General features: G+C 58.0%; 17 protein-coding genes and 2 rRNA genes. 12 read left to right on the top strand and 7 right to left on the bottom strand.

The window, feature by feature from the left end; genetic code table 11:
* Positions 1–61: 61 nt before the first annotated feature.
* The gene (locus tag OMP38_RS11210; RefSeq protein WP_277565262.1) at positions 62–850 is read right to left on the bottom strand and encodes an ABC transporter permease; all 789 of its coding nucleotides are present in this window, start codon (positions 848–850) and stop codon (positions 62–64) included.
* On the bottom strand, positions 847–1,731 hold the full coding sequence (locus OMP38_RS11205; RefSeq protein WP_277565261.1) for an ATP-binding cassette domain-containing protein: 885 nt from the start codon (positions 1,729–1,731) through the stop codon (positions 847–849). Before OMP38_RS11205 ends, OMP38_RS11210 begins: the two co-directional genes overlap by 4 nt.
* A gap of 167 nt (positions 1,732–1,898) precedes the next feature.
* Between OMP38_RS11205 and OMP38_RS11200 the strand changes: the two genes are divergently transcribed.
* Positions 1,899–2,441, top strand: coding sequence for a shikimate kinase (locus OMP38_RS11200; RefSeq protein WP_277565260.1), 543 nt, complete (start codon positions 1,899–1,901; stop codon positions 2,439–2,441).
* 390 nt (positions 2,442–2,831) lie between these two features.
* On the opposite strand, the gene OMP38_RS11195 is transcribed toward OMP38_RS11200, so the two are convergent.
* A complete protein-coding gene (locus OMP38_RS11195) occupies positions 2,832–3,842 on the bottom strand; it encodes a Gfo/Idh/MocA family protein (RefSeq protein WP_277565259.1) in 1,011 nt (336 codons plus the stop codon).
* Positions 3,843–3,846: 4 nt separating this feature from the next.
* On the bottom strand, positions 3,847–4,692 hold the full coding sequence (locus OMP38_RS11190) for a sugar phosphate isomerase/epimerase family protein (RefSeq protein ID WP_277565258.1): 846 nt from the start codon (positions 4,690–4,692) through the stop codon (positions 3,847–3,849).
* Between the two features lie 154 nt (positions 4,693–4,846).
* Here OMP38_RS11190 and OMP38_RS11185 point away from each other — a divergent pair, with 154 nt between their 5' ends.
* The 5 genes from OMP38_RS11185 (at position 4,847) to htpG (ending at position 11,752) form a co-directional block, all read left to right on the top strand.
* The gene (locus OMP38_RS11185; protein WP_277565257.1) at positions 4,847–5,788 is read left to right on the top strand and encodes a helix-turn-helix domain-containing protein; all 942 of its coding nucleotides are present in this window, start codon (positions 4,847–4,849) and stop codon (positions 5,786–5,788) included.
* Positions 5,789–5,851: 63 nt separating this feature from the next.
* Complete coding sequence (locus OMP38_RS11180; protein ID WP_277565256.1) at positions 5,852–6,526, top strand: GntR family transcriptional regulator; 675 nt, start codon at positions 5,852–5,854, stop codon at positions 6,524–6,526.
* A gap of 149 nt (positions 6,527–6,675) precedes the next feature.
* Entirely contained in the window at positions 6,676–8,037 is a 1,362-nt protein-coding gene (locus OMP38_RS11175) for a GntT/GntP/DsdX family permease (protein ID WP_277565255.1), read from the top strand.
* A 46-nt stretch (positions 8,038–8,083) separates the two neighbouring features.
* The gene (gntK, locus tag OMP38_RS11170; protein ID WP_277565254.1) at positions 8,084–9,631 is read left to right on the top strand and encodes a gluconokinase; all 1,548 of its coding nucleotides are present in this window, start codon (positions 8,084–8,086) and stop codon (positions 9,629–9,631) included.
* A gap of 240 nt (positions 9,632–9,871) precedes the next feature.
* Positions 9,872–11,752 carry a molecular chaperone HtpG gene (htpG, locus tag OMP38_RS11165; RefSeq protein ID WP_277565253.1) on the top strand — a complete coding sequence of 627 codons (1,881 nt, stop codon included), beginning with the start codon at positions 9,872–9,874 and terminating at the stop codon, positions 11,750–11,752.
* A gap of 130 nt (positions 11,753–11,882) precedes the next feature.
* On the opposite strand, the gene OMP38_RS11160 is transcribed toward htpG, so the two are convergent.
* Complete coding sequence (locus tag OMP38_RS11160) at positions 11,883–12,101, bottom strand: DUF2188 domain-containing protein (protein WP_277565252.1); 219 nt, start codon at positions 12,099–12,101, stop codon at positions 11,883–11,885.
* A 250-nt stretch (positions 12,102–12,351) separates the two neighbouring features.
* On the opposite strand from OMP38_RS11160, the gene OMP38_RS11155 reads away from it, so the two are divergent.
* Positions 12,352–13,308, top strand: coding sequence for a 3'-5' exoribonuclease YhaM family protein (locus tag OMP38_RS11155; RefSeq protein ID WP_277565251.1), 957 nt, complete (start codon positions 12,352–12,354; stop codon positions 13,306–13,308).
* A gap of 47 nt (positions 13,309–13,355) precedes the next feature.
* On the opposite strand, the gene OMP38_RS11150 is transcribed toward OMP38_RS11155, so the two are convergent.
* Entirely contained in the window at positions 13,356–13,562 is a 207-nt protein-coding gene (locus OMP38_RS11150; RefSeq protein ID WP_277565250.1) for a hypothetical protein, read from the bottom strand.
* A gap of 5 nt (positions 13,563–13,567) precedes the next feature.
* Between OMP38_RS11150 and OMP38_RS11145 the strand changes: the two genes are divergently transcribed.
* The 3 genes from OMP38_RS11145 (at position 13,568) to OMP38_RS11135 (ending at position 15,847) form a co-directional block, all read left to right on the top strand.
* Positions 13,568–14,494 (top strand): stalk domain-containing protein, encoded by a 927-nt coding sequence (locus tag OMP38_RS11145; protein WP_277565249.1) that lies wholly within the window; start codon positions 13,568–13,570, stop codon positions 14,492–14,494.
* A gap of 154 nt (positions 14,495–14,648) precedes the next feature.
* Positions 14,649–15,173 carry a WGxxGxxG family protein gene (locus tag OMP38_RS11140; RefSeq protein ID WP_277565248.1) on the top strand — a complete coding sequence of 175 codons (525 nt, stop codon included), beginning with the start codon at positions 14,649–14,651 and terminating at the stop codon, positions 15,171–15,173.
* A 194-nt stretch (positions 15,174–15,367) separates the two neighbouring features.
* Entirely contained in the window at positions 15,368–15,847 is a 480-nt protein-coding gene (locus OMP38_RS11135) for a C40 family peptidase (RefSeq protein WP_277565247.1), read from the top strand.
* Positions 15,848–15,913: 66 nt separating this feature from the next.
* Here the strand turns inward: OMP38_RS11135 and OMP38_RS11130 are convergent, their stop codons facing one another.
* Positions 15,914–16,747: a sugar phosphate isomerase/epimerase family protein gene (locus OMP38_RS11130; protein WP_277565246.1), complete on the bottom strand. Its 834-nt coding sequence runs from the start codon at positions 16,745–16,747 to the stop codon at positions 15,914–15,916.
* Between the two features lie 507 nt (positions 16,748–17,254).
* On the opposite strand from OMP38_RS11130, the gene OMP38_RS11125 reads away from it, so the two are divergent.
* Both OMP38_RS11125 and OMP38_RS11120 read left to right on the top strand, forming a co-directional pair.
* Positions 17,255–18,807 (top strand): 16S ribosomal RNA (locus OMP38_RS11125).
* Positions 18,808–19,040: 233 nt separating this feature from the next.
* Positions 19,041–21,869: ribosomal RNA gene (locus tag OMP38_RS11120) — 23S ribosomal RNA — on the top strand; the annotation flags it as partial.

Raw genomic sequence — 21,869 nt, 5'->3', positions numbered from 1 at the left:
AGAGCATGGCCAGGGTCGCATAGACCCCGGACATGCTCTTTTTTGTTGGTCGTTCGATCGCTTATCTCCGTCCCGCGCGCTTCTTGAAGGCGATGCCGCACCAGACGAGCGCGATCAGGATGAGCCCCGCGCACCAGGCGGCGCCGATCCAGGCATGGTCTCCGATCGGCGTGCCGAGGAGCAGCCCGCGAATCGTCTCGATCAGAGGCGTGATCGGCTGATGGCTCGCGACGCCGCGGAGCCAGTGCGGCATCGTGTCGATCGGCACGAATGCGCTGGAGAGATAGGGCAGGAACAGCAGGATGAAGCCGTACCCGCTCGCTGCCGAAGGACTGCCGGCGACAAGGCCGATCGCGGCGTAGAGCCAAGTTAGCGTGAGGATAAAAAGAACGATGACGCCAAGCGCGGCGATCCATTCGAGGAAGGAGCCGTTCGGCCGGAATCCGACGAGCAGCGCCACGCCGATGACGACGCCAGTCGCGACCAGATTGCGCGCGAGGCTCGCGGCGACATGGCCCGTGACGACCGACAAGCTGCGGATCGGCATCGTGCGGAAGCGGTCGATGATGCCGTTCGTCATGTCCGTGGACACGTCGACCGCCGTCGTCGCGGCGCCGTAACCCGCGCACAGCAGGATGATGCCCGGCACGACGTAGTTGGCGTAGTCGCCTCCCGGCGCGATCGCGCCGCCGAATACGTACGTGAACAGCAGCATGAGCATGACCGGCAAAATGATGGACATCATGAGCGATTCGGTATTGCGAAGGCTTAGGGTCAGGCTGCGGCGGATGAAGACGGCATTGGTCGCGGCATAAGAGGGCGGGGCAAGCGGGGAGAGAGATTGGTTCACGATACGGACACCTCCGAAGGTTGATGGGTGAGCGCGATAAAGACATCGTCCATGCTGGGCCTGCGAATGGTCACCTGGGTGTCCGCCGGCAGGGATGCGGCCAGGCCGTTCAGGATTCGTCCGATATCCTGCGCCGAACCGGTCGTCGCTACCGTGCGGCTCCACTGCTCCCGCTCGTTCGTCAGCTCGATGACTTCGCCGCCGATGCGGGCTTTCAATTCGGCGGCCGTGCCCTCGGCGACGAGGCGTCCGCCGTTAATGACGCCGATCCGGTCCGCCAGTTGGTCCGCCTCCTCCAGATATTGCGTCGTCAGGAAAATCGTGATGCCCGACGCCTTCAGCCGCTCGATGATGTCCCACAGCGCGCGCCGGCTCACCGTATCGAGTCCGGTCGTCGGCTCGTCGAGGAACAGCACCGGCCGGCTCGCCACGAGGCTGATCGCCAGGTCAACCCGTCTGCGCATCCCGCCCGAGTACGTCTTGACCCGTTTGCGAGCCGCCGCTGTCAGATCGAACTGCTGCAGTAGTTCGGCCGTCCGCCGCTTGGCTTCGGCGCTCTTCATGCCCGAGAGCCTGCACATCATCCGCAGATTCTCCTCGGCCGTCAGCATCTCGTCGACGGCGGCGAACTGTCCCGTCAGGCTGATCGATTGCTTGACCTTGCCGCTCTCGGCCGCGACGTCATAGCCCGCGATCCGGGCGCTGCCGCCGTCCGCCGCGACCAGCGTCGTCAGGATGTTGATGAGCGTCGTCTTGCCTGCGCCGTTCGGGCCGAGCAGCGCGTAGATCTGGCCTTCGGGAACGAAGATGTCGACGCCGCCCAGCACCTTTTGATCGCCGAAGCTTTTGCGCAAGTCCTTGACTTCGATCGCGAATTTCATAAGGAAAGCTCCTCTCGTCTCTTTAACTGTTTATTATGTACACAGTGTATTATATAAACAGTATATATGCAACACTGTTTTTGGATATTCCTGATTTTCATTGGCGGGGTGCCGGCATATCGCTATAATTGGGAGATAAACGATAACGGAAAAGAGTGATCATCTTCATGCAAGCGGACGGATTCGTGCCTTACCATGAACGCAATATCGTGCTGATCGGATTCATGGGCGCGGGCAAGACGACGATCGGCAAAGTCCTCGCGGCCAAGCTGTCCCGCGAATTCATCGATGTGGACGAGCTCATCTCGACGGAGCGCGGGATGCCGGTTACCGAGATATTCAGGACGCTTGGCGAAGAGGCGTTTCGCCGGATGGAAAAAGAGTATATTCGAGAGCTGTGCCTTCAGAAGCGGGACGCGGTTCTGTCGGTCGGAGGCGGAGCCTTCCTTCAGGAAGAGATCCGCGATTTGTGCATGGCGAACGCGGCCGTCTTTTTAATGGATATTCCATGGGAGCAATGGAAGACGAGACTGCCGCTCATCCGCGACAGCCGACCGATTCTGCAGAACAAGACGGACGAGGAGATTCGAGCGCTCTACGAGACGCGCCAGGCGATCTACGAACGGCATCACTTCAAGGTGGACGCCGGCAGCCAGACGCCGGAGGCGGCCGCGCAGGCGATGGCTGATTGGCTGAATGAGCGGCAATGAACGAATAAAGCGCTGCCTGGGCTTTTGTGCCCGGGCAGCGCTTTTTTTTGGCTGGACCGCGTAATCGCGCGCATGGAGGCGAGGTGTATTGGCGGGAGGCAGGCAGATGCTAGCGGAAGTGCGCCGCCTAGCGTGGTTGCAGCCGCGCATTCCGCCGTTGCAGGGGCAAGCGAAGCCGATCCCGCAGCTGCAACGGCGTAAATCTCGCTTGGAGCGTCCACCGCGAGCCACAGCCGCGCATTCCGCCGTTGTAGGGGCAAGCGAAGCCGATCCCGCAGCTGCAACGGCGCAAATCTCGCTTGGAGCGTACGCCGCTTCACCTTTCGCCGCGCGCGAAAAAGACCGCGCATCGCTGCGCGGTCCCGGGGTGCTACTCCTTGCACTTGCCTTTTACAGCTTGATCCACTCGCCGCCGCGCTCGGCGGATTGCTGCTCCGCTTCGACGATCTCGAGGGAGGCGAGCGTGCTTGCCGGCGGGCAGACCTCGATCGCTTCGTCCTTCAGGATCGCGTTCGTGAAGCTGCGCAGCTCGCCGTAGTAGCCGTCGTGATCGGCCAGCTCAGGCTTGAATCCCGGCGCGTCGCTCGGATTGACGGTAAGGCCGTCTTTGCCGAGGATGATGTTGGCCCCGGCGAAATTGACGCGGAAGCCCATCTCGAAGCCGAAGTCGCCTTCGAGCGTCCAGTCGACCTGGGCGTTTAACACCTTCCCGTCGGGATAGACGTAATGCGTGGAAGCGGCGTCAAACCCGCTGCCCGGGATGTTGTTGCGTCCGATCGTGGATACGCGCTCGGGCTTGCCGAACAGCCAATTCACGATGTCGGTGTCGTGAATGTGCATGTCGAGCAGGGCGCCGCCGCTCAGCTCGCCGTTGAGGAACCAGCCTGCCGGCGCATGGGAGCCTCTATAGAAGTAACCGCCCGTCACGTCGCCGTAGCGCTTGTCTTCCACGCAAGCCTTGAGATACTCGTAAGCCGGCCAGAAACGGAGGCATTGGCCGATCTGCAGCTTGCGTCCGGTACGCTCGGCCGTTTCGACCATCCGGCGCGCCTGGTCGGAGCTGCGCGCCATCGGCTTTTCGCAGAAGACGTGATAGCCCTTCTCGAGCAGCTCGCAAGTCAGATCGGCGTGCAGCGTCGTCGGCAGCGTGATATCGATCAAATCGAGCTCTTCGCTCGCGATCATCTGATCGACGGAGTCGTAAAGCGCATAGCCGGACAGGTCGTACGTTTCCTGCGCGGTCGCCATATTGCCGCCGGCCTTGGCGTTTTTCAGCGTTTCGATCGCCACGTCGCAGATGGCGACGACTTTGATCTGCTGTCCTTCCGCGGCCAGGCGCTTATAGTTGTCGAAGTGCATTCTTCCCATGAAGCCGAAGCCGATAAGTCCGATTTTTAGCATGCGATTAGCCCTTCCTTCCCAGAATGGCGTCCATCGCGCCGGAAGTATTGTAGATGATTTGCTTGGTGTGGTGCGCGTACTGCGGGATCATCTCCGCCGTGACGTAACCGTCGTAGCCGATCTCCTGCAGCGCCGCGACGACGGCCGGATAGTCGACGTCGCCCGCCAGCAGGTCGACGAAGCCGTGCAAGCCGCCCGCTTGCCTGCGGTAATCCTTGAAGTGAACTTTTTTGATGCGAGGGCCTAGGATGCGGATCCAGTGCTCGGAATAGCCGCTATAAACCGTGTTGCCTACGTCGAAGTAGGAGCCGACGAACTTGGAGCCGATCGCGTCGATGAACCCGCGCATCTCGAGCGGGGAGAGCAGGAACTTGTTCCAGACGTTCTCGATGCCGATGGATACGCCTGCGGCTTCGGCTTCGGGCGCGAGCTTCGAGATCGCCTCGAGCGCGCGGTCGTAAGCGACGTCATAAGGAACGACTTCGCTGCCCGGAATGAAGTCCACGCCTACGGCGCCGGGAATGACCAGGATCGCGTCCGCGCCGAGCTTGGCAGCGGTTTCGATTTGCTTTTTGCATACGTCTATCGCCTTCAGGCGGTTCGCTTCGGTCTCGCTCGTCATCGCGTAGGACCAGTACAGACCCGTCGCCAGGCCGGCCAGCTCAAGTCCCGTGTCCGCCAGCTGCCGCTTGATGCTCGCCAGTTCGGCGTCCGTCGCTTCCAGACCGAGTTCGCCGGTCTCGTTCAGCGAGAGCTCGATGCCGTCGAAGCCTGCGTCCTTGGCCGTCGCGATCGCGTCCTTGATCGAGACGCCGTCGCCGAACGACCAGATATTAATGCCTTTTTTCATCGGAATAGTCCTCCTTGGGCAAGCGTTTTATTTGTCTTTCATTATAAGGAAGGCGCCGTCGCGTTCATTTAGAGAAGAAAGCTAAAACTTGCACGATTCCGTTCTAATAGCGATGCTTATGTTAAAATGATGGAACGAAGGGAGTGTCGTATGGATGGATTTTGCGCGTTTCCCGCTGCGCCGGGCGCTGCCGGCGAAGGACTGGTCGCCGACCGTCCATTATGCGCAGTACCAGAAGCTCCCGCCAGGCACGTTGCCCGAACGGTATATTTACGACTTCGAGTTGATCTGCGTGTGCAAAGGAAAGCTGGCGACCGAGATGCGCGGCGCGCGCTATACGATCGGCGAAGGAGAGGCCGTCGTCCTCCCGTCGGGCGTGCCGCACCGCAATGCGATCGTGTCCGCGAACGGCGCGACGCTGCTCGGGATTCACTTCGACTTCGACGGGAAGCTTCGGATCGCGACGGAGAGCGATATGGTATCGCACGACCTGGTGGCCGAGCCGGACTTGGATAAATTCGCGGAGGAACCGATCGCGCCTGATCTTGAAGCGCTGTCCGCGCGCGCGGTTTATGCGTGCGTACCGGAATGCTTTCAAATGATGGACCGGCTCGTCGGCGAGTTCACGATGCGGCGCAGCGGCTATGAGCTCGCATGCAAGTCCTTGATGCTGGGCATACTCGCGATGCTGCTTCGGACGGGAGACGAGGGTGCCGACGGCAGCGATTCCGTGCATCGCGAGCGAATCCGCAAAATGGTCGAAACGATGGAAAAGGAGCCGGGCGCTTCCTGGAGCGCCGAGCGCGTCGCGCGGGAATTGAAGGTCAGCGAGGACTATGCCTCCAAGCTGTTCAAACAGATCGCCGGCTTGCCCCCGGGGCGCATGATTCAGTCGATCCGGCTCCGCGAAGCCCGCAGGCTGCTGAGGGAGACGGACTGGTCGGTCGAGACCGTGGGGGCGAAGATCGGCTACCCGGACCTGCACTACTTCAGCCGCATCTTCACGGCCGGCGAAGGCATCTCCCCCTCGGGAATACCGCAAGCTCTCGAGAGTGCTGTGAGCAAGACTATTTACAGGACGATATGCGCAAGTTAATATATACAGGTCGACTTGTCGACAAGTTTGCGTGCCGGAAGCGCAGAGAGAAGGTTGGTATCCATGCGACAGTATCCTGCCGCTTGGCTGAAGGGACAATCTCGCGGCGAAGCGATCGCCGGCGAGCTGCGGCTGCGAATCGTGGACGGTACCTTGAAGCAGGGCGACGTTATTTCGGAAAATAAAATCGCCGCGGACTTCGGCACGAGCCGATCTCCCGTCAGAGAAGCGCTGAAAGCGCTATCCAACGAAGGCTTGATCCGTCTCGAGCGGATGGGCGCGGTCGTGCTGGGTCTCTCCGCCAAGGATATCGCCGAGCTGTACGACGTTCGTTATCTTATCGAAAGCTTCGCGCAGCAGCGCCTCGCGTCATCCTGCCCGCCTGAAGTGATCTCGACGCTGCGTCACCGCATCGACAGCATGCGCGTGGCCGCCAAATATGCGGACATCGCCGAGTTCGCCTGGCTGGATTTCCAATTCCACGACGGTCTGGTCGCGGCGGCCGGACATGCCCGGATCGCGCGGTTGTGGGACAGCGTTCGCCATGTGGTGCTCGCCGTCATGCTGCTCACGACGGAGGAAGTTTTCGGAGGCGGTCCGGACCGGCTCGAACGCGTCGTCGCCAAGCATGAGACGATCGCGGACGCGATCCAATCCGGAGACGAAGCGCGGATTGCGGAGGTCGTCCGGGATTACTTCGCCGACTCGCGCAGGACGCTCCGAAGTACCTGGTCCTAATTTTCCAAATGGCTTCGTGGCTTGCGGGCAACGCCTGGTTCAGGTCGAAGCCCTTCTTTTCAATCAAACTTGTCGACTAGTATACGTGTGTGCTGGGTATACCATCTTTAGCAAAGGGATCCGCAATACGATCAACGGAGGTTTGGATCTTGGACAATGTATTCGGTTTCGGACATAACGCGACGCTGCTCGTCTGGGCGCTGCTCGCGATCGTATTTTTGGTGGTCATGATCGCCAAGTTCAGGTGGAATCCGTTCGTCACGCTGCTGCTCTCCGCGCTGCTCCTCGGTTTTTTGGCCGGCATGGACAGCCAGGCGCTGATCAAGTCGGTGACGGGCGGTCTCGGGGGCACGCTGGGCACGATCGCCATCGTCATCGGCCTGGGCACGATGCTGGGCAAGATGATGGCCGAGTCGGGCGGGGCGGAGCGCATCGCGACGACGCTGATCGACCGATTCGGGGAAAAACGGGTCCATTGGGCGATGATGATCGTCGGTTTTATCGTCGGCATTCCCGTCTTTTTCGAGGTCGGCGTCATTTTGCTCATTCCGATCGTGTTCATCGTCGCGCGCAAGGTCAAGATGCCGCTTCTGCAGATCGGAATTCCCGTGCTGGCCGGCTTGTCGACGGTCCATGGACTCGTGCCGCCGCATCCGGCGCCGATGATCGCAATCGACGCATTCAAGGCTGATCTGGGCAAGACCATCCTCTATTCGCTCATTATCGGGCTGCCCACGGCAATCATCGCGGGTCCGCTGTTCGGCAAATGGATCGGCAAGCGAATCGACGTCTCGCCGCCCGAAAATCTCGCCAAGCAGTTCAGCTCGCGGGAGAAGGGCGACCTGCCGGGATTCGGCATTACATTGTTTACCATTCTGCTGCCTGTTATTCTAATGCTGGCGGGATCGATCGCGAGCATCGCCGATCCGCAGGCGGTCAGCCCCGTGACGCGCTTTTGCGCGTTCATCGGGAACGAGGTCGTCGCGCTGCTGATCGCGGTCGTTTTCTCGCTGTTCTCGCTCGGTTTTGCCCGAGGCTTTTCTAAAACCGACATTTCCCGGTTCACGCACGAATGCCTGGCGCCCACCGCTTCGATCATTTTGATCATCGGCGGCGGCGGCGCCTTCAAGCAGGTGCTGATCAACAGCGGCGTCGGCGACGCGATCGCGGCCATCGCCACGCAGGCGAACGTGAACGTCCTGCTGTTCGCCTGGCTGGTCGCGGCCCTGATCCGCGTGGCGACAGGCTCGGCGACCGTAGCGATGACGACGGCGGCCGGCATCGTCGCGCCGGTGCTTGCGTTAAGTCCGGGGGCCAACGTTGAGCTGGCCGTTCTGGCGACGGGCGCGGGCTCGCTCGTGCTGTCTCACGTCAACGACGCCGGATTCTGGATGGTCAAGGAGTTTTTCAACATGTCGGTACCGCAGACGCTGAAGTCATGGACGGTGATGGAGACGCTGCTCTCCGTCGTCGCGCTCGCGCTTATTATGTTAGTCAGCGTTTTTATGTAAGTGGCTCCGCCGTTATTCATTCAACGATAGGAAAGAAGGTCGTAACATGCATGCCTCCATGTATATGATCGGCGTCGATATCGGCACCACCAGCACGAAGTCCGTGCTGTTCGAGGAAAGCGGAAAGGTCGCGGCGCAGGAGACCGTGGAATACCCGCTCTATACGCCCTCGCCGGTCGTCGCCGAACAGGATCCGGACGAGATCTTCCGAGCCGCTCTTCTGACGCTGCGAAGCGTGATGGATCGGAGCGGCATCGATCCGGGGCGCGTGCTGTTCGTGTCCTTCAGCTCGGCGATGCACAGCCTGATCGCTGTGGACGGGGAGGGCCGGCCGCTCACGCGCAGCATCACGTGGGGGGACAATCGCAGCGCCGCATGGGCGGAGCGCCTCCGGGAAGACGGAACGGGCCACGCGATATATTTGCGGACGGGCACGCCGATTCATCCGATGTCCCCGCTGACCAAGCTGATGTGGCTGCGCGAATCGCAGAGCGAGTTATTCCGGACCGCGCGACGGTTCATCTCGATCAAGGAATACGTGTTCGCCAAGCTGTTCGGCGAGTACGTCGTCGACCATTCGATCGCATCCGCGACCGGACTGATGAACCTGGAGCGGCTGGATTGGGACGAAGAGGCGCTCGCGGCAGCGGGCGTGACCGCGGATCGGCTGTCGCGGCTCGTGCCGACGACGTATACGCTCGCCGGCTTGAACGAAGCGTATGCGCAGGAGACGGGGCTCGCGGCGGACACGCCTTTTATCGTCGGCGCCAGCGACGGCGTGCTGTCCAACCTAGGCGTCGGCGCGATCGAGCCTGGCGTCGTCGCCGCGACGATCGGCACGAGCGGCGCGATCCGGACCGTGACCGACCGCCCGGCGGTCGATCCGAAGGGGCGCACGTTCTGCTACGCGCTCACCGAGCGGCATTGGGTCATCGGCGGCCCGGTCAACAACGGCGGCGTGCTGCTGCGCTGGGCCCGGGAGGAGTTCGGGTCGTCGGTATCCGAGACGGCCAAGCGGCTGAAGGTGGATTCGAACGACCTGCTCATGGACATCGCAGCCAAAGTGCCGCCGGGCAGCGAAGGCCTCCTCTTCCATCCGTATATGACGGGCGAGCGCTCCCCGCTGTGGGACGCCAACGCGAGAGGCTCGTTTTTCGGCCTCACGCTGCATCACGGCAAGGAGCATATGCTGCGCGCCGTGCTCGAAGGCGTCATCTTTAATTTGTATACCGTACTGCTCGCCGTGGAAGAACGAATCGGACGACCCCGCCGCATCCATGCGACGGGCGGCTTCGCTAGGTCCGCGCTGTGGCGTCAGATGATGGCGGACATCTTCGACCAGGAGCTCATCGTGCCGGAGAGCTTCGAGAGCTCCTGCCTCGGGGCGGCCGTGCTCGGCCTGTACGCGACCGGACGGATCGGCTCGCTGAACGTCGCGGCCGGCATGGTCGGCGCTACGCACCGGCACGCGCCGGATCCGGCTCACGCGGCCGTTTATCACAAGCTGCTGCCGATTTTTATCAACGTCTCGCGAAGCCTGAAGGACGAATATCGGGCCATCGCCGCCTTCCAGCGAGAGCTCGCGGGGGAATAACCGCTCCTTGGCCCAGCTCGCCTCCGTATCTTTTATGGGGAAGCACCTCTCCTAAGCTCAACACGCGCGTGTTGCTTGGACGGGGTGCTTTTTTATTTCGCCGGCGAAGACGTTCGAAGGGCGGAAGCCGGGCTTCGTATTGACTTTACCGAGAATCCAGTGTTATAAAAAAGAAGGAAATAGCACTCCCTGCGCGAGAGTGCTAACACTACGCGAAGCATCGAAGGAGAGAGTAGAACGATGGAAAAGAAACCGTTCCAGGCCGAATCCAAGCGGCTGCTGGAGATGATGATCAACTCCATCTATACGCAGAAGGAGATCTTCCTCCGGGAGCTGATCTCGAACGCGAGCGACGCCATCGACAAGATTTATTACAAGGCGCTGACCGACGACAAGCTCGTATTCAACAAAGACGACTACTATATTCAAGTCATTCCCGACAAAGCCGCCCGCACGCTCACCCTCCGCGACACCGGCATCGGCATGACGCGGGAAGAGCTGGAGACGCATCTGGGCGTCATCGCCAAGAGCGGCTCGCTCGCCTTCAAGCAGGAGAACGCGTCCAAGGAAGGCCACGACATCATCGGGCAGTTCGGCGTCGGCTTCTATTCGGCGTTCATGGTCGCGGACAATGTCACGGTCGTGAGCCGCGCGCTTGGCAGCGACACCGCTTACAAGTGGGAGTCCGACGGAGCCGAAGGCTACACGATCGAGCCTGCCAGCAAGGACGAGGTCGGCACCGAGATCACGCTTAAGATCAAGGACAACACCGAGGACGACAGCTACGACGAGTATCTCGAGGAGTATCGCCTTCGTTCCATTATCAAGAAGTACTCCGACTTCATCCGCTACCCGATCAAGATGAACGCCACCAAGAGCCGCCTCAAGGAAGGCACGGAGAGCGAATACGAGTCGTATACCGAAGAAGAACGCGTCAACAGCATGGTGCCGATCTGGCGCAAAAACAAGAGCGAGCTGAAGGACGAGGACTACGAGAATTTTTACAACGAAAAGCACTACGGCTTCGACAAGCCGCTGAAGCATATCCATATCAGCGCGGACGGCGCGATCGTGTACCAGGCGATTCTCTACATTCCCGAGAGCATGCCGTTCGATTATTACTCCAAGGAATACGAAAAGGGACTCGAGCTGTACGCGAACGGCGTCCTTATCATGAACAAGTGCGGAGACCTGCTCCCGGACTACTTCAGCTTCGTCAAGGGCATGGTCGATTCCGAGAGCTTGTCGCTCAACATCTCCCGCGAGATGCTGCAGCACGACCGCCAGCTCAAGCTGATCGCCAAAAACATCGAGAGCAAGATCAAGGGCGAGCTGACTCGCCTGCAGCGGGACGATCGCGAGAAGTACGAGAAGTTCTACCAAGCGTTCGGCCGTCAATTGAAGTACGGCGTTTACAGCGACTACGGCATGCATAAGGACACGCTGCAGGATCTGCTGATGTTCTACTCGTCCAAGGAGAAGAAGCTGGTCAGTCTCGAAGATTACGTGTCCCGGATGCCGGAGGAGCAGAAGTACATTTACTACGCGACCGGCGATTCGAACGAGCGCATCGCGAAGCTGCCTCAGACCGAGCTGGTCGCGGACAAAGGCTACGAGATCCTTTACTTCACCGACGATATCGACGAGTTCGCGATCAAGATGATCATGAAGTACAAGGAAAAGGAATTCCGCAGCGTATCGAGCGGGGATCTCGGCATCGAGACCGAAGACGAGGCCAAGGAGGCGCAACAGGAACAGCAAGAGTACGAAGGGCTGTTCGGCGCGATGAAGGAGCTGCTCGGCGACAAGGTCAAGAGCGTCAAGGCTTCCAAGCGGCTGCGGTCGCATCCCGTCTGCCTGTCCACCGAGGGCGAAGTGACGATCGAGATGGAAAAGGTGCTGCGTATGATGCCGAACAATCCGGACGTCAAGGCGGACAAGGTGCTCGAGATCAACACGCATCACGACGTATTCAAGTCGCTGAAGAGCGCGTTCGAATCGGATAAAGAGAAGCTCGGCCTGTATACGGCGCTGCTATACAACCAGGCGCTGCTCATCGAAGGGCTGCCGATCGAAGATCCGGTCGAGTTCACGAACGACATTTGCAAAGTTATGGTATAACGCGATTGGATGCAGCTTTATCGCTCCGCGAAAAAGCGGGACGCAGCAGATCGAATGATCCGCCGCGTCCCGCTTTTTTCTTTTGTCACCAACAGATTCGTCAAGGCAGCCGGCAGCCCCGGCGGTTCGCTTAGCCTTTTGGAGGAAAGGGATCGTGGCCGTGGCTGTCCTTCGTCTGGATTCGGCCGTCCATGCCGTGAATGACAAGCTCGGAGCGCTGCTCTTGCGCCAGCTTGCGCGCCGCTTCGACCGCCTCTTGTTTCGTATTCGTCACGACCTCCGGCCGGCTCGATCCTTCCCCGCGTACGGCCCAGCCTTTTTCGTGAGGCACTACATGCTGATTCGGCATCGCCAGTCAACTCCTTTTTCTTTTAACAATTCATTAGCCAACATCGGGTTCGTCCAAACAGCCGACGAACGAGAAATGGGGCCGCTGCTCCAGTTAGGTCGACGCCTAACACGCCTGTATTGTCGCCTGCATTCGAAAAATCTCGTTTGCGGTCAACTTTTTGCGGCGCCGCTTCGTCTATTCAGTTATTAGTAGGGTTTTGGCGATTCTGCTATACTGTCTGCAAAAGAAGGAAAGCAGGGATGCCAACGTGACGTTAATCAGGGAAATGAGCAGCGGCAGCGAGTTCGTCGGCTTTTACCTGCTGCGCGAATTCGAGGTTAAGCAGACGAACGGTACGCCGGCCAAAGACTATTTCGACATCGTGCTTTGCGATGCCAGCGGCCAGCTGTCGGCTAAGTACTGGGACGTCTCTCCCGCGGAGAAGAGCCTGTTCGCGCCGATGGGGCTTGTCAAAGTGCAAGGGGTCGTTCAGCTCTACCGGGAAAAGCTTCAAATCAAGGTGAATCGGATTCGTCTGGCCGTCGAACAGGACGGCGTGGCGATCGCGGACTTCATCAAGGCGGCGCCGATCGCCGCCGCCGATCTGGTACATACGATCCAGCGGACGGCATCCGAGATCGCGGACGCGGAGCTTCGCGGGCTCGTCGACTATTGCCTGGCCAAGGTCGGGGATAAATTGTCCCATTATCCCGCCGCCAAAACCCACCATCACAATTACTATTCGGGTCTAGCCTACCATACTGTTCGCATGCTTGAGATCGGGGATTTTATTTGCCGCCAGCGTCCTTTTTTGAATGCCGACCTGCTGCGCGCGGGCATCCTGCTCCATGATATCGCCAAGACCGAGGAGCTCACGGCGAGTCTGGGCATCGTATCCGAATACAGCCTGCAAGGCCGCTTGATCGGGCATATCGCCCTCGCTTCGACCTGGGTGACCGAAGCTGCGCTTAAGCTCGGCATCCCGGCCGACTCGCCGAAGGTCGTGGCATTGCAGCATCTGATTCTTTCGCATCATAATTTAGGGGAGTGGGGCAGTCCCGTTCAGCCGCAGACGGCCGAAGCGATCGCGCTGCATTATATCGATTCGCTGGACGCCAAGCTGCAGATGGCGGAGGATGCTCTGGGCGCGCTTCCGGAAGGCGAAGCATGGACGCCTATGATCAGAGGATTGGAGAACAAAGCGATTTATCGGACGGTTTTTTAGCGCGAGCTGATCCTGCCGTTTGAATTTTGGGTAAAGGCCGGAAGACTTTAATTCCTGTTGGAGGAGGCCGCAATCATGGCTGCTACGCTTAAAGCATCAAATTCCGTTTTGCTGCGCCGGGCTAAAATCGCCGCGCTGGCCGCGGCGCTGGCGGTTGCCGGACTTGCCGGCACCGGCGGAGCCGAACGGGCCCAAGCTGCGATTTCGGAGCCTTCGCTCCAAATTTCGGCGAGACCTTTCGCGATCGACGGCAAAAAAAGTGTACCTGCCGGCCGCCATCGTGGAAGGAGAATCCTACATTGGCCTTCGTTCGCTGAACGATCGGCTGGGCATCGGCACCTCGTGGGACCCGAAAACGCGGGAAACGACGCTGACCGGACGCGGCCGGACGATGCAGCTGTCTCCGGCTTCCGGATATCGGCTCAACGGCGAGCGCTTATACGCCTCGCCTGCTTACGTTCAAGCGGGCTCGACTTTTGTGCCGCTGCGTTTCGTCCTCGAGAGTTTCGGATATCGCATCGGATACGACGCGCCTACCAAGACCGTGTCCATCGCGCCGATTGCCGAGAATAAGCTGACCTGGCAGTCGGAGCAGATCACTCATGAAGCTTCCAAGCTGTCGCTGACCGTTTCCTATCCGGTATTGTCCGGGATGGAAAACGAAGAAGCGCAGGCAAAAATAAACGCCAAGCTGAAATCCGAGGCAGAAAGGTACGCTGCAACCGGCCGTCAGACGATCGAGAAGGCCGCCAAAGACAATGCCGATGCCGAGAAGAGCAATCCGGGCATGGAAATTCCACCGGTCGCGTTCGAAGGTATTTACACGATCGCAAACAATGAAGCGGGTCTGCTTAGCTTGTACATGGACTATTACGTTTATACTGGCGGAGCCCACGGCGGCACCCAACGCGTACCGTATACGTTCGATTTGAAGACGGGAGATCTGCTTTCGCTGAAGGATGTCGCGGGCGGCAGCGCGGACTATGTCTCCATTATTAATCGCGCCATTCAAACGCAGATTAAAGAACGCAAGCTGGACCTGCTGACGCCGTTCAAATCGATCGAAGCCGACCGGCCGTTTTTCCTGAGGCACGGGGTCCTCGTCATTTATTTCGAACAGTACGAGTATACGCCGTACGCAGCCGGCATGCCGGAATTCGCGGTGCCGCTGAGCGCATTCGAATAACCGCGGGGGCACGGATAGGACTTGCTGCATAAACAGGGCTCGATTGAGCGGAATGGCAGTTTTCTCACGGTATGCGAACGGGGCGTCGGAGGGACATTACAAGGGCATTCGCGCTTGGTCTTGTCAATCCCACTTTCCCGAGGAGGAACGCATTTTGAAATCGACGCTTCGCAAAGCAGCAGCCTGTACGTGCCTGTCCATGTTTTTGGCCGTTCCCGCTTATGCCACTTCTTTTTCGACGGCCGTCCCGAGTCCTTCTCCGACTCCGTTGGCTTATGGCACGACCGGCACGCATGGCACGACCGGCACTTACGGAACGACCGGCACTTACGGAACGACCGGAACTTACGGAACGACCGGCACGACCAGCATGTATGGCACCGGCGAAACGGGCGTATCCGGCATGGGAACGGGCGGCACGATGGGCGGTTACCGTACGAATACGACGGGCACGGTAAGCCCTTATTCCACATCGACCACCTACAATGCCCGCAGCTATACTGGCTACAACACGCCGACGACGACCGGCACTTACCGCACTCGTTCGGTGGATGGCACGTACAGAGCTAAGGCTACGACGACGACCGGCCGCGGATCGAACTGGGGCTGGCTTGGCTTGCTGGGCTTGCTCGGCCTCGCAGGCATGCGTTCGCGCAGCACGAGCGACGATAGACGCTAATGGAAGACCGCCGGAAAGAAAATTTCCGGCGGTTTTTGTTGATTAACTTTTTCTCACGCCATTTTAACAATCGCGCTTTAAACGGCGATTTTCGCGGCATTGTCTTCTTTTTGGAAAATAGAGGATGATTCGGATGTGTTAAGATCAATTCCAAGCAAGATTATCATACAAAATTGCCCGGAGGATCTTAACCTATGAATGTTCGCAAGCTGATCAAACCTGTCGTGTCCGCCGTCCTTGCCGCCGGTTTGTTATTTGGAGGCGCATCCGCGCTGGGAACTTCGAAGGCTTCCGCCGCAACGCCCGAATCGCTCGCATTGCTTTCTTTCGGCAAGCAATACATAGGCACGCCTTATCTGTACGGCGCGGCCAGCGGATTGACTACCGCTTTCGATTGCTCGTCGTTTGTTCAATACATTTTCGGAAATGAAGGCACGAAGCTGCCGCGCACGGCCGCCGCTATTGCCGGCAAGGGCACGAAGGTAACGAAGGGCTCGCTGAGCGTTGGGGATCTGGTCTTCTTTAGCTCCTCAAATAACTGGATCGGCCACGTCGCCATCTACGCCGGTAGCGGCAAGATCCTGCATGCCAGCACTAGTCAAGGCGTCACCGTATCCAACATGAACAGCGCTTATTGGAAATCCAGGTACGTCACCGCTAAAAGAATTCTATAACACGCTTTTTTTGCAAAAACAGCCCCGCGTGCCTTGACTGCGGGGCGATTCGTTTATTGTGCTGTTTTAGCCGCGCAGCCTTGTTTCCACGATCGTTTTAATCCGTTCCAAGCCTTCCCACATGTCTCCCGGTCCGTCGTAGATTAAAACGTACGCCCCGTTGAAGCCGCTTCCGATCGCTCGGTCCAGGCAGCGCTCGAATTCCGCGCGATCGGGCCAGCCTCGATCGTCATATTGGGCTTTCGCGTGCACGGACACGCTATGCGTAAGGATCATCTCTAGCTCCTCGTACTTGCGAGCGCCTGAGAAATTGCCGAAGTCCGTGATCCATTGCACCTCCGGCTCGGTCAGCGTGACAAGCTCGCGGCAATGCTCGCCGGTCGCGGTAAGCGCTTTGAAGTTCTCGGTGACGACGTTTACGTTTTTCCCGTTTGCATAAGCGGCCAAATCTCTAAGGTGCCGTGCGGACTGCGCCAAAGCCGTTTTGTCCGATCCGTCGCGTTCGCCGGCGACGATTCTGATTTGTTTTGCTCCGGCAAGTGAAGCCGCATCGATCCACGCTCGTATGAGCGCCAGATCCGCCGTCAGCCTGATTGAATCGTTCAAAGTCAGATCCCCGTAATCCAGCAACAGCGTATCGAATCGAACGCCGGTTGCTTGGAAGGCTTCGCGGAGTCGGTTCAGATAATCGGGTTCGGTGCTTGGAAAATGAAAATGACAGATTTCCAACGCAGCATAGCCTCTTTTCGCCGCTTCGGCAGGCAGTTGAAGCAGCGTCAAATTTTCCGGCTGTTCCTGTTCGTTAACGATATGACGCTCGCCTTCGGCATCCCAGGCCGTCCACCGGAGCGGACCGAGCAGCCGATGCAGGCTCCATGTGCTTAATGATAAATAAGACAAGCCCTTTTCACCTCGCTCGCTTTCTTTCTATATAGAAGAGTAAGTTATCGTCTTCAGCATAGCATCGAACGGCTTTAGCGCTATCGCGATTTTTGTTCATTCAATACGCGTTCATGGTGCGATGGGAAGAAACAAATATATTTTTAAAAAAAGGGGTTGCGCATCGCAAGGGAGATATGTTAAATTACTTCTTGTGCCTTTTGCAAAGCCGTTTTAAAACCATCCGAACACTGGTGATTATACATACGAGTTTCGAAAGGAAGAAAAAAGGGTATTGCAAGAGCCGCGTGGTTATGATAAGATCTAATTCCTGCTTCGGAAACGAAGCGGACAAGCTTTAAAAGATTGCTCCTTGAAAACTGAACATCGAGCGTTAAAACAAACGGACGCTGAAGCCTTTCGGGGCGGAAGCAAAAGTTATACCAGCTTTATCATGAGCAAGTCGAACTACCTGTGCGTCTTTTGACTATCGTCGTTTCTAACGAAACGTCTTTCGTCAAAAACGCTATTATGGAGAGTTTGATCCTGGCTCAGGACGAACGCTGGCGGCGTGCCTAATACATGCAAGTCGAGCGGATCTTGTTTGCAGCTTGCTGCAAACTTGGTTAGCGGCGGACGGGTGAGTAACACGTAGGCAACCTGCCCCAAAGACCGGGATAACATTCGGAAACGAATGCTAAGACCGGATAGGCAACTTGGTCGCATGACTGGGTTGAGAAACACGGTGCAAGCTGTGGCTTTGGGATGGGCCTGCGGCGCATTAGCTAGTTGGTGGGGTAACGGCTCACCAAGGCGACGATGCGTAGCCGACCTGAGAGGGTGAACGGCCACACTGGGACTGAGACACGGCCCAGACTCCTACGGGAGGCAGCAGTAGGGAATCTTCCACAATGGGCGCAAGCCTGATGGAGCAACGCCGCGTGAGTGAGGAAGGCTTTCGGGTCGTAAAGCTCTGTTGCCAGGGAAGAATAAGGGTGAGGTAACTACTCATTCGATGACGGTACCTGAGAAGAAAGCCCCGGCTAACTACGTGCCAGCAGCCGCGGTAATACGTAGGGGGCAAGCGTTGTCCGGAATTATTGGGCGTAAAGCGCGCGCAGGCGGTCTTTTAAGTCTGGTGTCTAAGTGCGGGGCTCAACCCCGTGATGCACTGGAAACTGGGAGACTTGAGTGCAGAAGAGGAGAGCGGAATTCCACGTGTAGCGGTGAAATGCGTAGAGATGTGGAGGAACACCAGTGGCGAAGGCGGCTCTCTGGACTGTAACTGACGCTGAGGCGCGAAAGCGTGGGGAGCAAACAGGATTAGATACCCTGGTAGTCCACGCCGTAAACGATGAGTGCTAGGTGTTGGGGGGGTCCACCCCTCGGTGCCGAAGTTAACACATTAAGCACTCCGCCTGGGGAGTACGGTCGCAAGACTGAAACTCAAAGGAATTGACGGGGACCCGCACAAGCAGTGGAGTATGTGGTTTAATTCGAAGCAACGCGAAGAACCTTACCAGGTCTTGACATCCCTCTGACCGGTCTAGAGATAGACCTTTCCTTCGGGACAGAGGAGACAGGTGGTGCATGGTTGTCGTCAGCTCGTGTCGTGAGATGTTGGGTTAAGTCCCGCAACGAGCGCAACCCTTGGATTTAGTTGCCAGCACTTTGGGTGGGCACTCTAGATCGACTGCCGGTGACAAACCGGAGGAAGGCGGGGATGACGTCAAATCATCATGCCCCTTATGACCTGGGCTACACACGTACTACAATGGCCGGTACAACGGGCTGCGAAGTCGCGAGACGGAGCCAATCCTACCAAAGCCGGTCTCAGTTCGGATTGCAGGCTGCAACTCGCCTGCATGAAGTCGGAATTGCTAGTAATCGCGGATCAGCATGCCGCGGTGAATACGTTCCCGGGTCTTGTACACACCGCCCGTCACACCACGAGAGTTTACAACACCCGAAGCCGGTGGGGTAACCCGCAAGGGAGCCAGCCGTCGAAGGTGGGGTAGATGATTGGGGTGAAGTCGTAACAAGGTAGCCGTATCGGAAGGTGCGGCTGGATCACCTCCTTTCTAAGGAGCCCTTCGGGGCAATACGAAGTCCGTGGTTTTAACGCTCGAGTTCAGTTTTGAAGGAGAAATCCTTCAGTGCGTACCGCACGAACGCGTTTCTAGCGAAACGCTGCCTCTTGCGGCACGGACGAGACGATCTTCGATCGCTCGTTTGCACCTTGAAAACCGGATAGCGAAACGAAAATGCGCAAATTAGAAATTCTCATGCATTGCCTTGTGTGGTTTAGCCGACAGGTTAAGCTATTAAGGGCGCACGGAGGATGCCTAGGCGCCAGGAGCCTAAGAAGGACGCGGCGAACAGCGAAATTGCCTCGGGGAGCCGTAAGCAGGCTTTGATCCGGGGATGTCCGAATGGGGAAACCCGGCTGGGGTCATGCCCAGTCACCTATGAGTGAATCCATAGCTCATAAGGAGGCACACCCAGGGAACTGAAACATCTAAGTACCTGGAGGAGAAGAAAACAAGAGTGATTCCGTCAGTAGCGGCGAGCGAAAGCGGATTAGCCCAAACCTGAGAGCTTGCTCTCAGGGGTTGTGGGACGTCTCACATGGAGTTACAAAGGGATAGGTTAGGCGAAGAGATCTGGAAAGGTCCGGCATAGAAGGTAAAAGCCCTGTAGCCGAAAGTCTATCCCCTCCGAGACGGATCCCGAGTACCGCGGGACACGAGAAACCCCCGTGGGAATCCGGCAGGACCATCTGCCAAGGCTAAATACTCCCTGGCGACCGATAGTGAAGCAGTACCGTGAGGGAAAGGTGAAAAGCACCGCGGGAGCGGAGTGAAAAAGAACCTGAAACCGTGCGCTTACAAGAAGTCAGAGCCCGATCTAGGGGTGATGGCGTGCCTTTTGTAGAATGAACCGGCGAGTTACGTTTACGTGCGAGGTTAAGTCGGAGAGACGGAGCCGCAGCGAAAGCGAGTCTGAATAGGGCGCTTTAGTACGTAGTCGTAGACCCGAAACCGGGTGATCTACCCCTGTGCAGGGTGAAGGTGAGGTAACACTTACTGGAGGCCCGAACTCGTGAGCGTTGAAAAGCTCTGGGATGACGTGGGGGTAGGGGAGAAATTCCAATCGAACTCGGAGATAGCTGGTTCTCCCCGAAATAGCTTTAGGGCTAGCCTCGAGATTTAGCATCATGGAGGTAGAGCACTGATTGGGTGCGGGGCCCGCCAAGGGTTACCAAGTCCAGTCAAACTCCGAATGCCATGGATGTATGCTCGGGAGTCAGACGGCGAGTGCTAAGATCCGTCGTCAAGAGGGAAAGAGCCCAGATCATCAGCTAAGGTCCCCAAGTGTGTGTTAAGTGGGAAAGGATGTGGAGTTGCGAAGACAACCAGGATGTTGGCTTAGAAGCAGCCACCATTTAAAGAGTGCGTAATAGCTCACTGGTCGAGTGACTCTGCGCCGAAAATGTAACGGGGCTAAACACACCACCGAAGCTATGGCATGTACACTTTGTGTACTTGGGTAGGGGAGCGTTGAATGCGGGTTGAAGTCGGACCGAGAGGACCGGTGGACTGCATTCAAGTGAGAATGCCGGTATGAGTAACGAAAAGACAGGTGAGAATCCTGTCCGCCGAAAGCCTAAGGGTTCCTGAGGAAGGTTCGTCCGCTCAGGGTAAGTCGGGACCTAAGGCGAGGCCGAAAGGCGTAGTCGAAGGACAACAGGTTGAAATTCCTGTACCACCGTAATCCGTTACGAGCGATGGGGGGACGCAGGAGGGCAAGAACGCGAGCTGATGGAATAGCTCGTCCAAGCAGTGAGGGGTGTGTGTAGGCAAATCCGCACACTAATACCTTGAGCTGTGATGGGGAGGGAAAATTACAGTACCGAAGGTTCCGTGCTCACGCTGCCGAGAAAAGCCTCTAGCCAGGAGAAGGTGCCCGTACCGCAAACCGACACAGGTAGGCGAGAAGAGAATTCTAAGGCGCGCGGAAGAACTCTCGTTAAGGAACTCGGCAAAATGACCCCGTAACTTCGGGAGAAGGGGTGCCTCGGTAGGGTGAATAGCCCGAGGGGGGCCGCAGTGAATAGGCCCAAGCGACTGTTTAGCAAAAACACAGGTCTGTGCGAAGCCGTAAGGCGAAGTATACGGGCTGACGCCTGCCCGGTGCTGGAAGGTTAAGGGGAGCGGTTAGGGGCAACCCGAAGCTGTGAACCGAAGCCCCAGTAAACGGCGGCCGTAACTATAACGGTCCTAAGGTAGCGAAATTCCTTGTCAGGTAAATTCTGACCCGCACGAATGGCGTAACGACTTGGGCGCTGTCTCAACGAGAGATCCGGTGAAATTTTAGTACCTGTGAAGATGCAGGTTACCCGCGACGTGACGGAAAGACCCCATGGAGCTTTACTGTAGCTTGATATTGAACTTGGGTACGGTCTGTACAGGATAGGTGGGAGCCTAGGAAGCCTGAGCGCAAGCTTAGGTGGAGGCGCCGTTGGGATACCACCCTGATCGTATCTAGGTTCTAACCTGTCACCGTGAATCCGGTGAAGGGACCGTGTCAGGCGGACAGTTTGACTGGGGCGGTCGCCTCCTAAAGCGTAACGGAGGCGCCCCAAGGTTCCCTCAGAATGGTTGGAAATCATTCGAAGAGTGCAAAGGCATAAGGGAGCTTGACTGCGAGACCTACAAGTCGAGCAGGGACGAAAGTCGGGCTTAGTGATCCGGTGGTACCGAATGGAAGGGCCATCGCTCAACGGATAAAAGCTACCCTGGGGATAACAGGCTTATCTCCCCCAAGAGTCCACATCGACGGGGAGGTTTGGCACCTCGATGTCGGCTCATCGCATCCTGGGGCTGAAGTAGGTCCCAAGGGTTGGGCTGTTCGCCCATTAAAGCGGTACGCGAGCTGGGTTCAGAACGTCGTGAGACAGTTCGGTCCCTATCTGTCGCGGGCGTAGGAAATTTGAGAGGGGCTGTCCTTAGTACGAGAGGACCGGGATGGACGCACCGCTGGTGTACCAGTTGTTCCGCCAGGAGCATCGCTGGGTAGCCAAGTGCGGGAGGGATAAGCGCTGAAAGCATCTAAGCGCGAAGCCCGCCTCAAGATGAGATTC

Source organism: Cohnella ginsengisoli (assembly GCF_029525555.1).
Taxonomy (GTDB): Bacteria; Bacillota; Bacilli; order Paenibacillales; family Paenibacillaceae; genus Cohnella; species Cohnella ginsengisoli.
Note: the sequence above shows the minus strand (reverse complement) of the source record. Positions and strands in the feature narration are given on the sequence as shown.

What these genes read in the sequence shown, in the direction of transcription:
- OMP38_RS11195 (WP_277565259.1), bottom strand. Translation starts at nt 3,842, where the DNA reads ATGCTAAAAATCGGACTTATCGGCTTCGGCTTCATGGGAAGAATGCAC.
- OMP38_RS11180 (WP_277565256.1), top strand. Translation starts at nt 5,852, where the DNA reads ATGCGACAGTATCCTGCCGCTTGGCTGAAGGGACAATCTCGCGGCGAA.
- htpG (WP_277565253.1), top strand. Translation starts at nt 9,872, where the DNA reads ATGGAAAAGAAACCGTTCCAGGCCGAATCCAAGCGGCTGCTGGAGATG.
- OMP38_RS11135 (WP_277565247.1), top strand. Translation starts at nt 15,368, where the DNA reads ATGAATGTTCGCAAGCTGATCAAACCTGTCGTGTCCGCCGTCCTTGCC.
- OMP38_RS11160 (WP_277565252.1), bottom strand. Translation starts at nt 12,101, where the DNA reads ATGCCGAATCAGCATGTAGTGCCTCACGAAAAAGGCTGGGCCGTACGC.
- OMP38_RS11190 (WP_277565258.1), bottom strand. Translation starts at nt 4,692, where the DNA reads ATGAAAAAAGGCATTAATATCTGGTCGTTCGGCGACGGCGTCTCGATC.
- OMP38_RS11205 (WP_277565261.1), bottom strand. Translation starts at nt 1,731, where the DNA reads ATGAAATTCGCGATCGAAGTCAAGGACTTGCGCAAAAGCTTCGGCGAT.
- OMP38_RS11200 (WP_277565260.1), top strand. Translation starts at nt 1,899, where the DNA reads ATGCAAGCGGACGGATTCGTGCCTTACCATGAACGCAATATCGTGCTG.
- OMP38_RS11185 (WP_277565257.1), top strand. Translation starts at nt 4,847, where the DNA reads ATGGATTTTGCGCGTTTCCCGCTGCGCCGGGCGCTGCCGGCGAAGGAC.
- gntK (WP_277565254.1), top strand. Translation starts at nt 8,084, where the DNA reads ATGCATGCCTCCATGTATATGATCGGCGTCGATATCGGCACCACCAGC.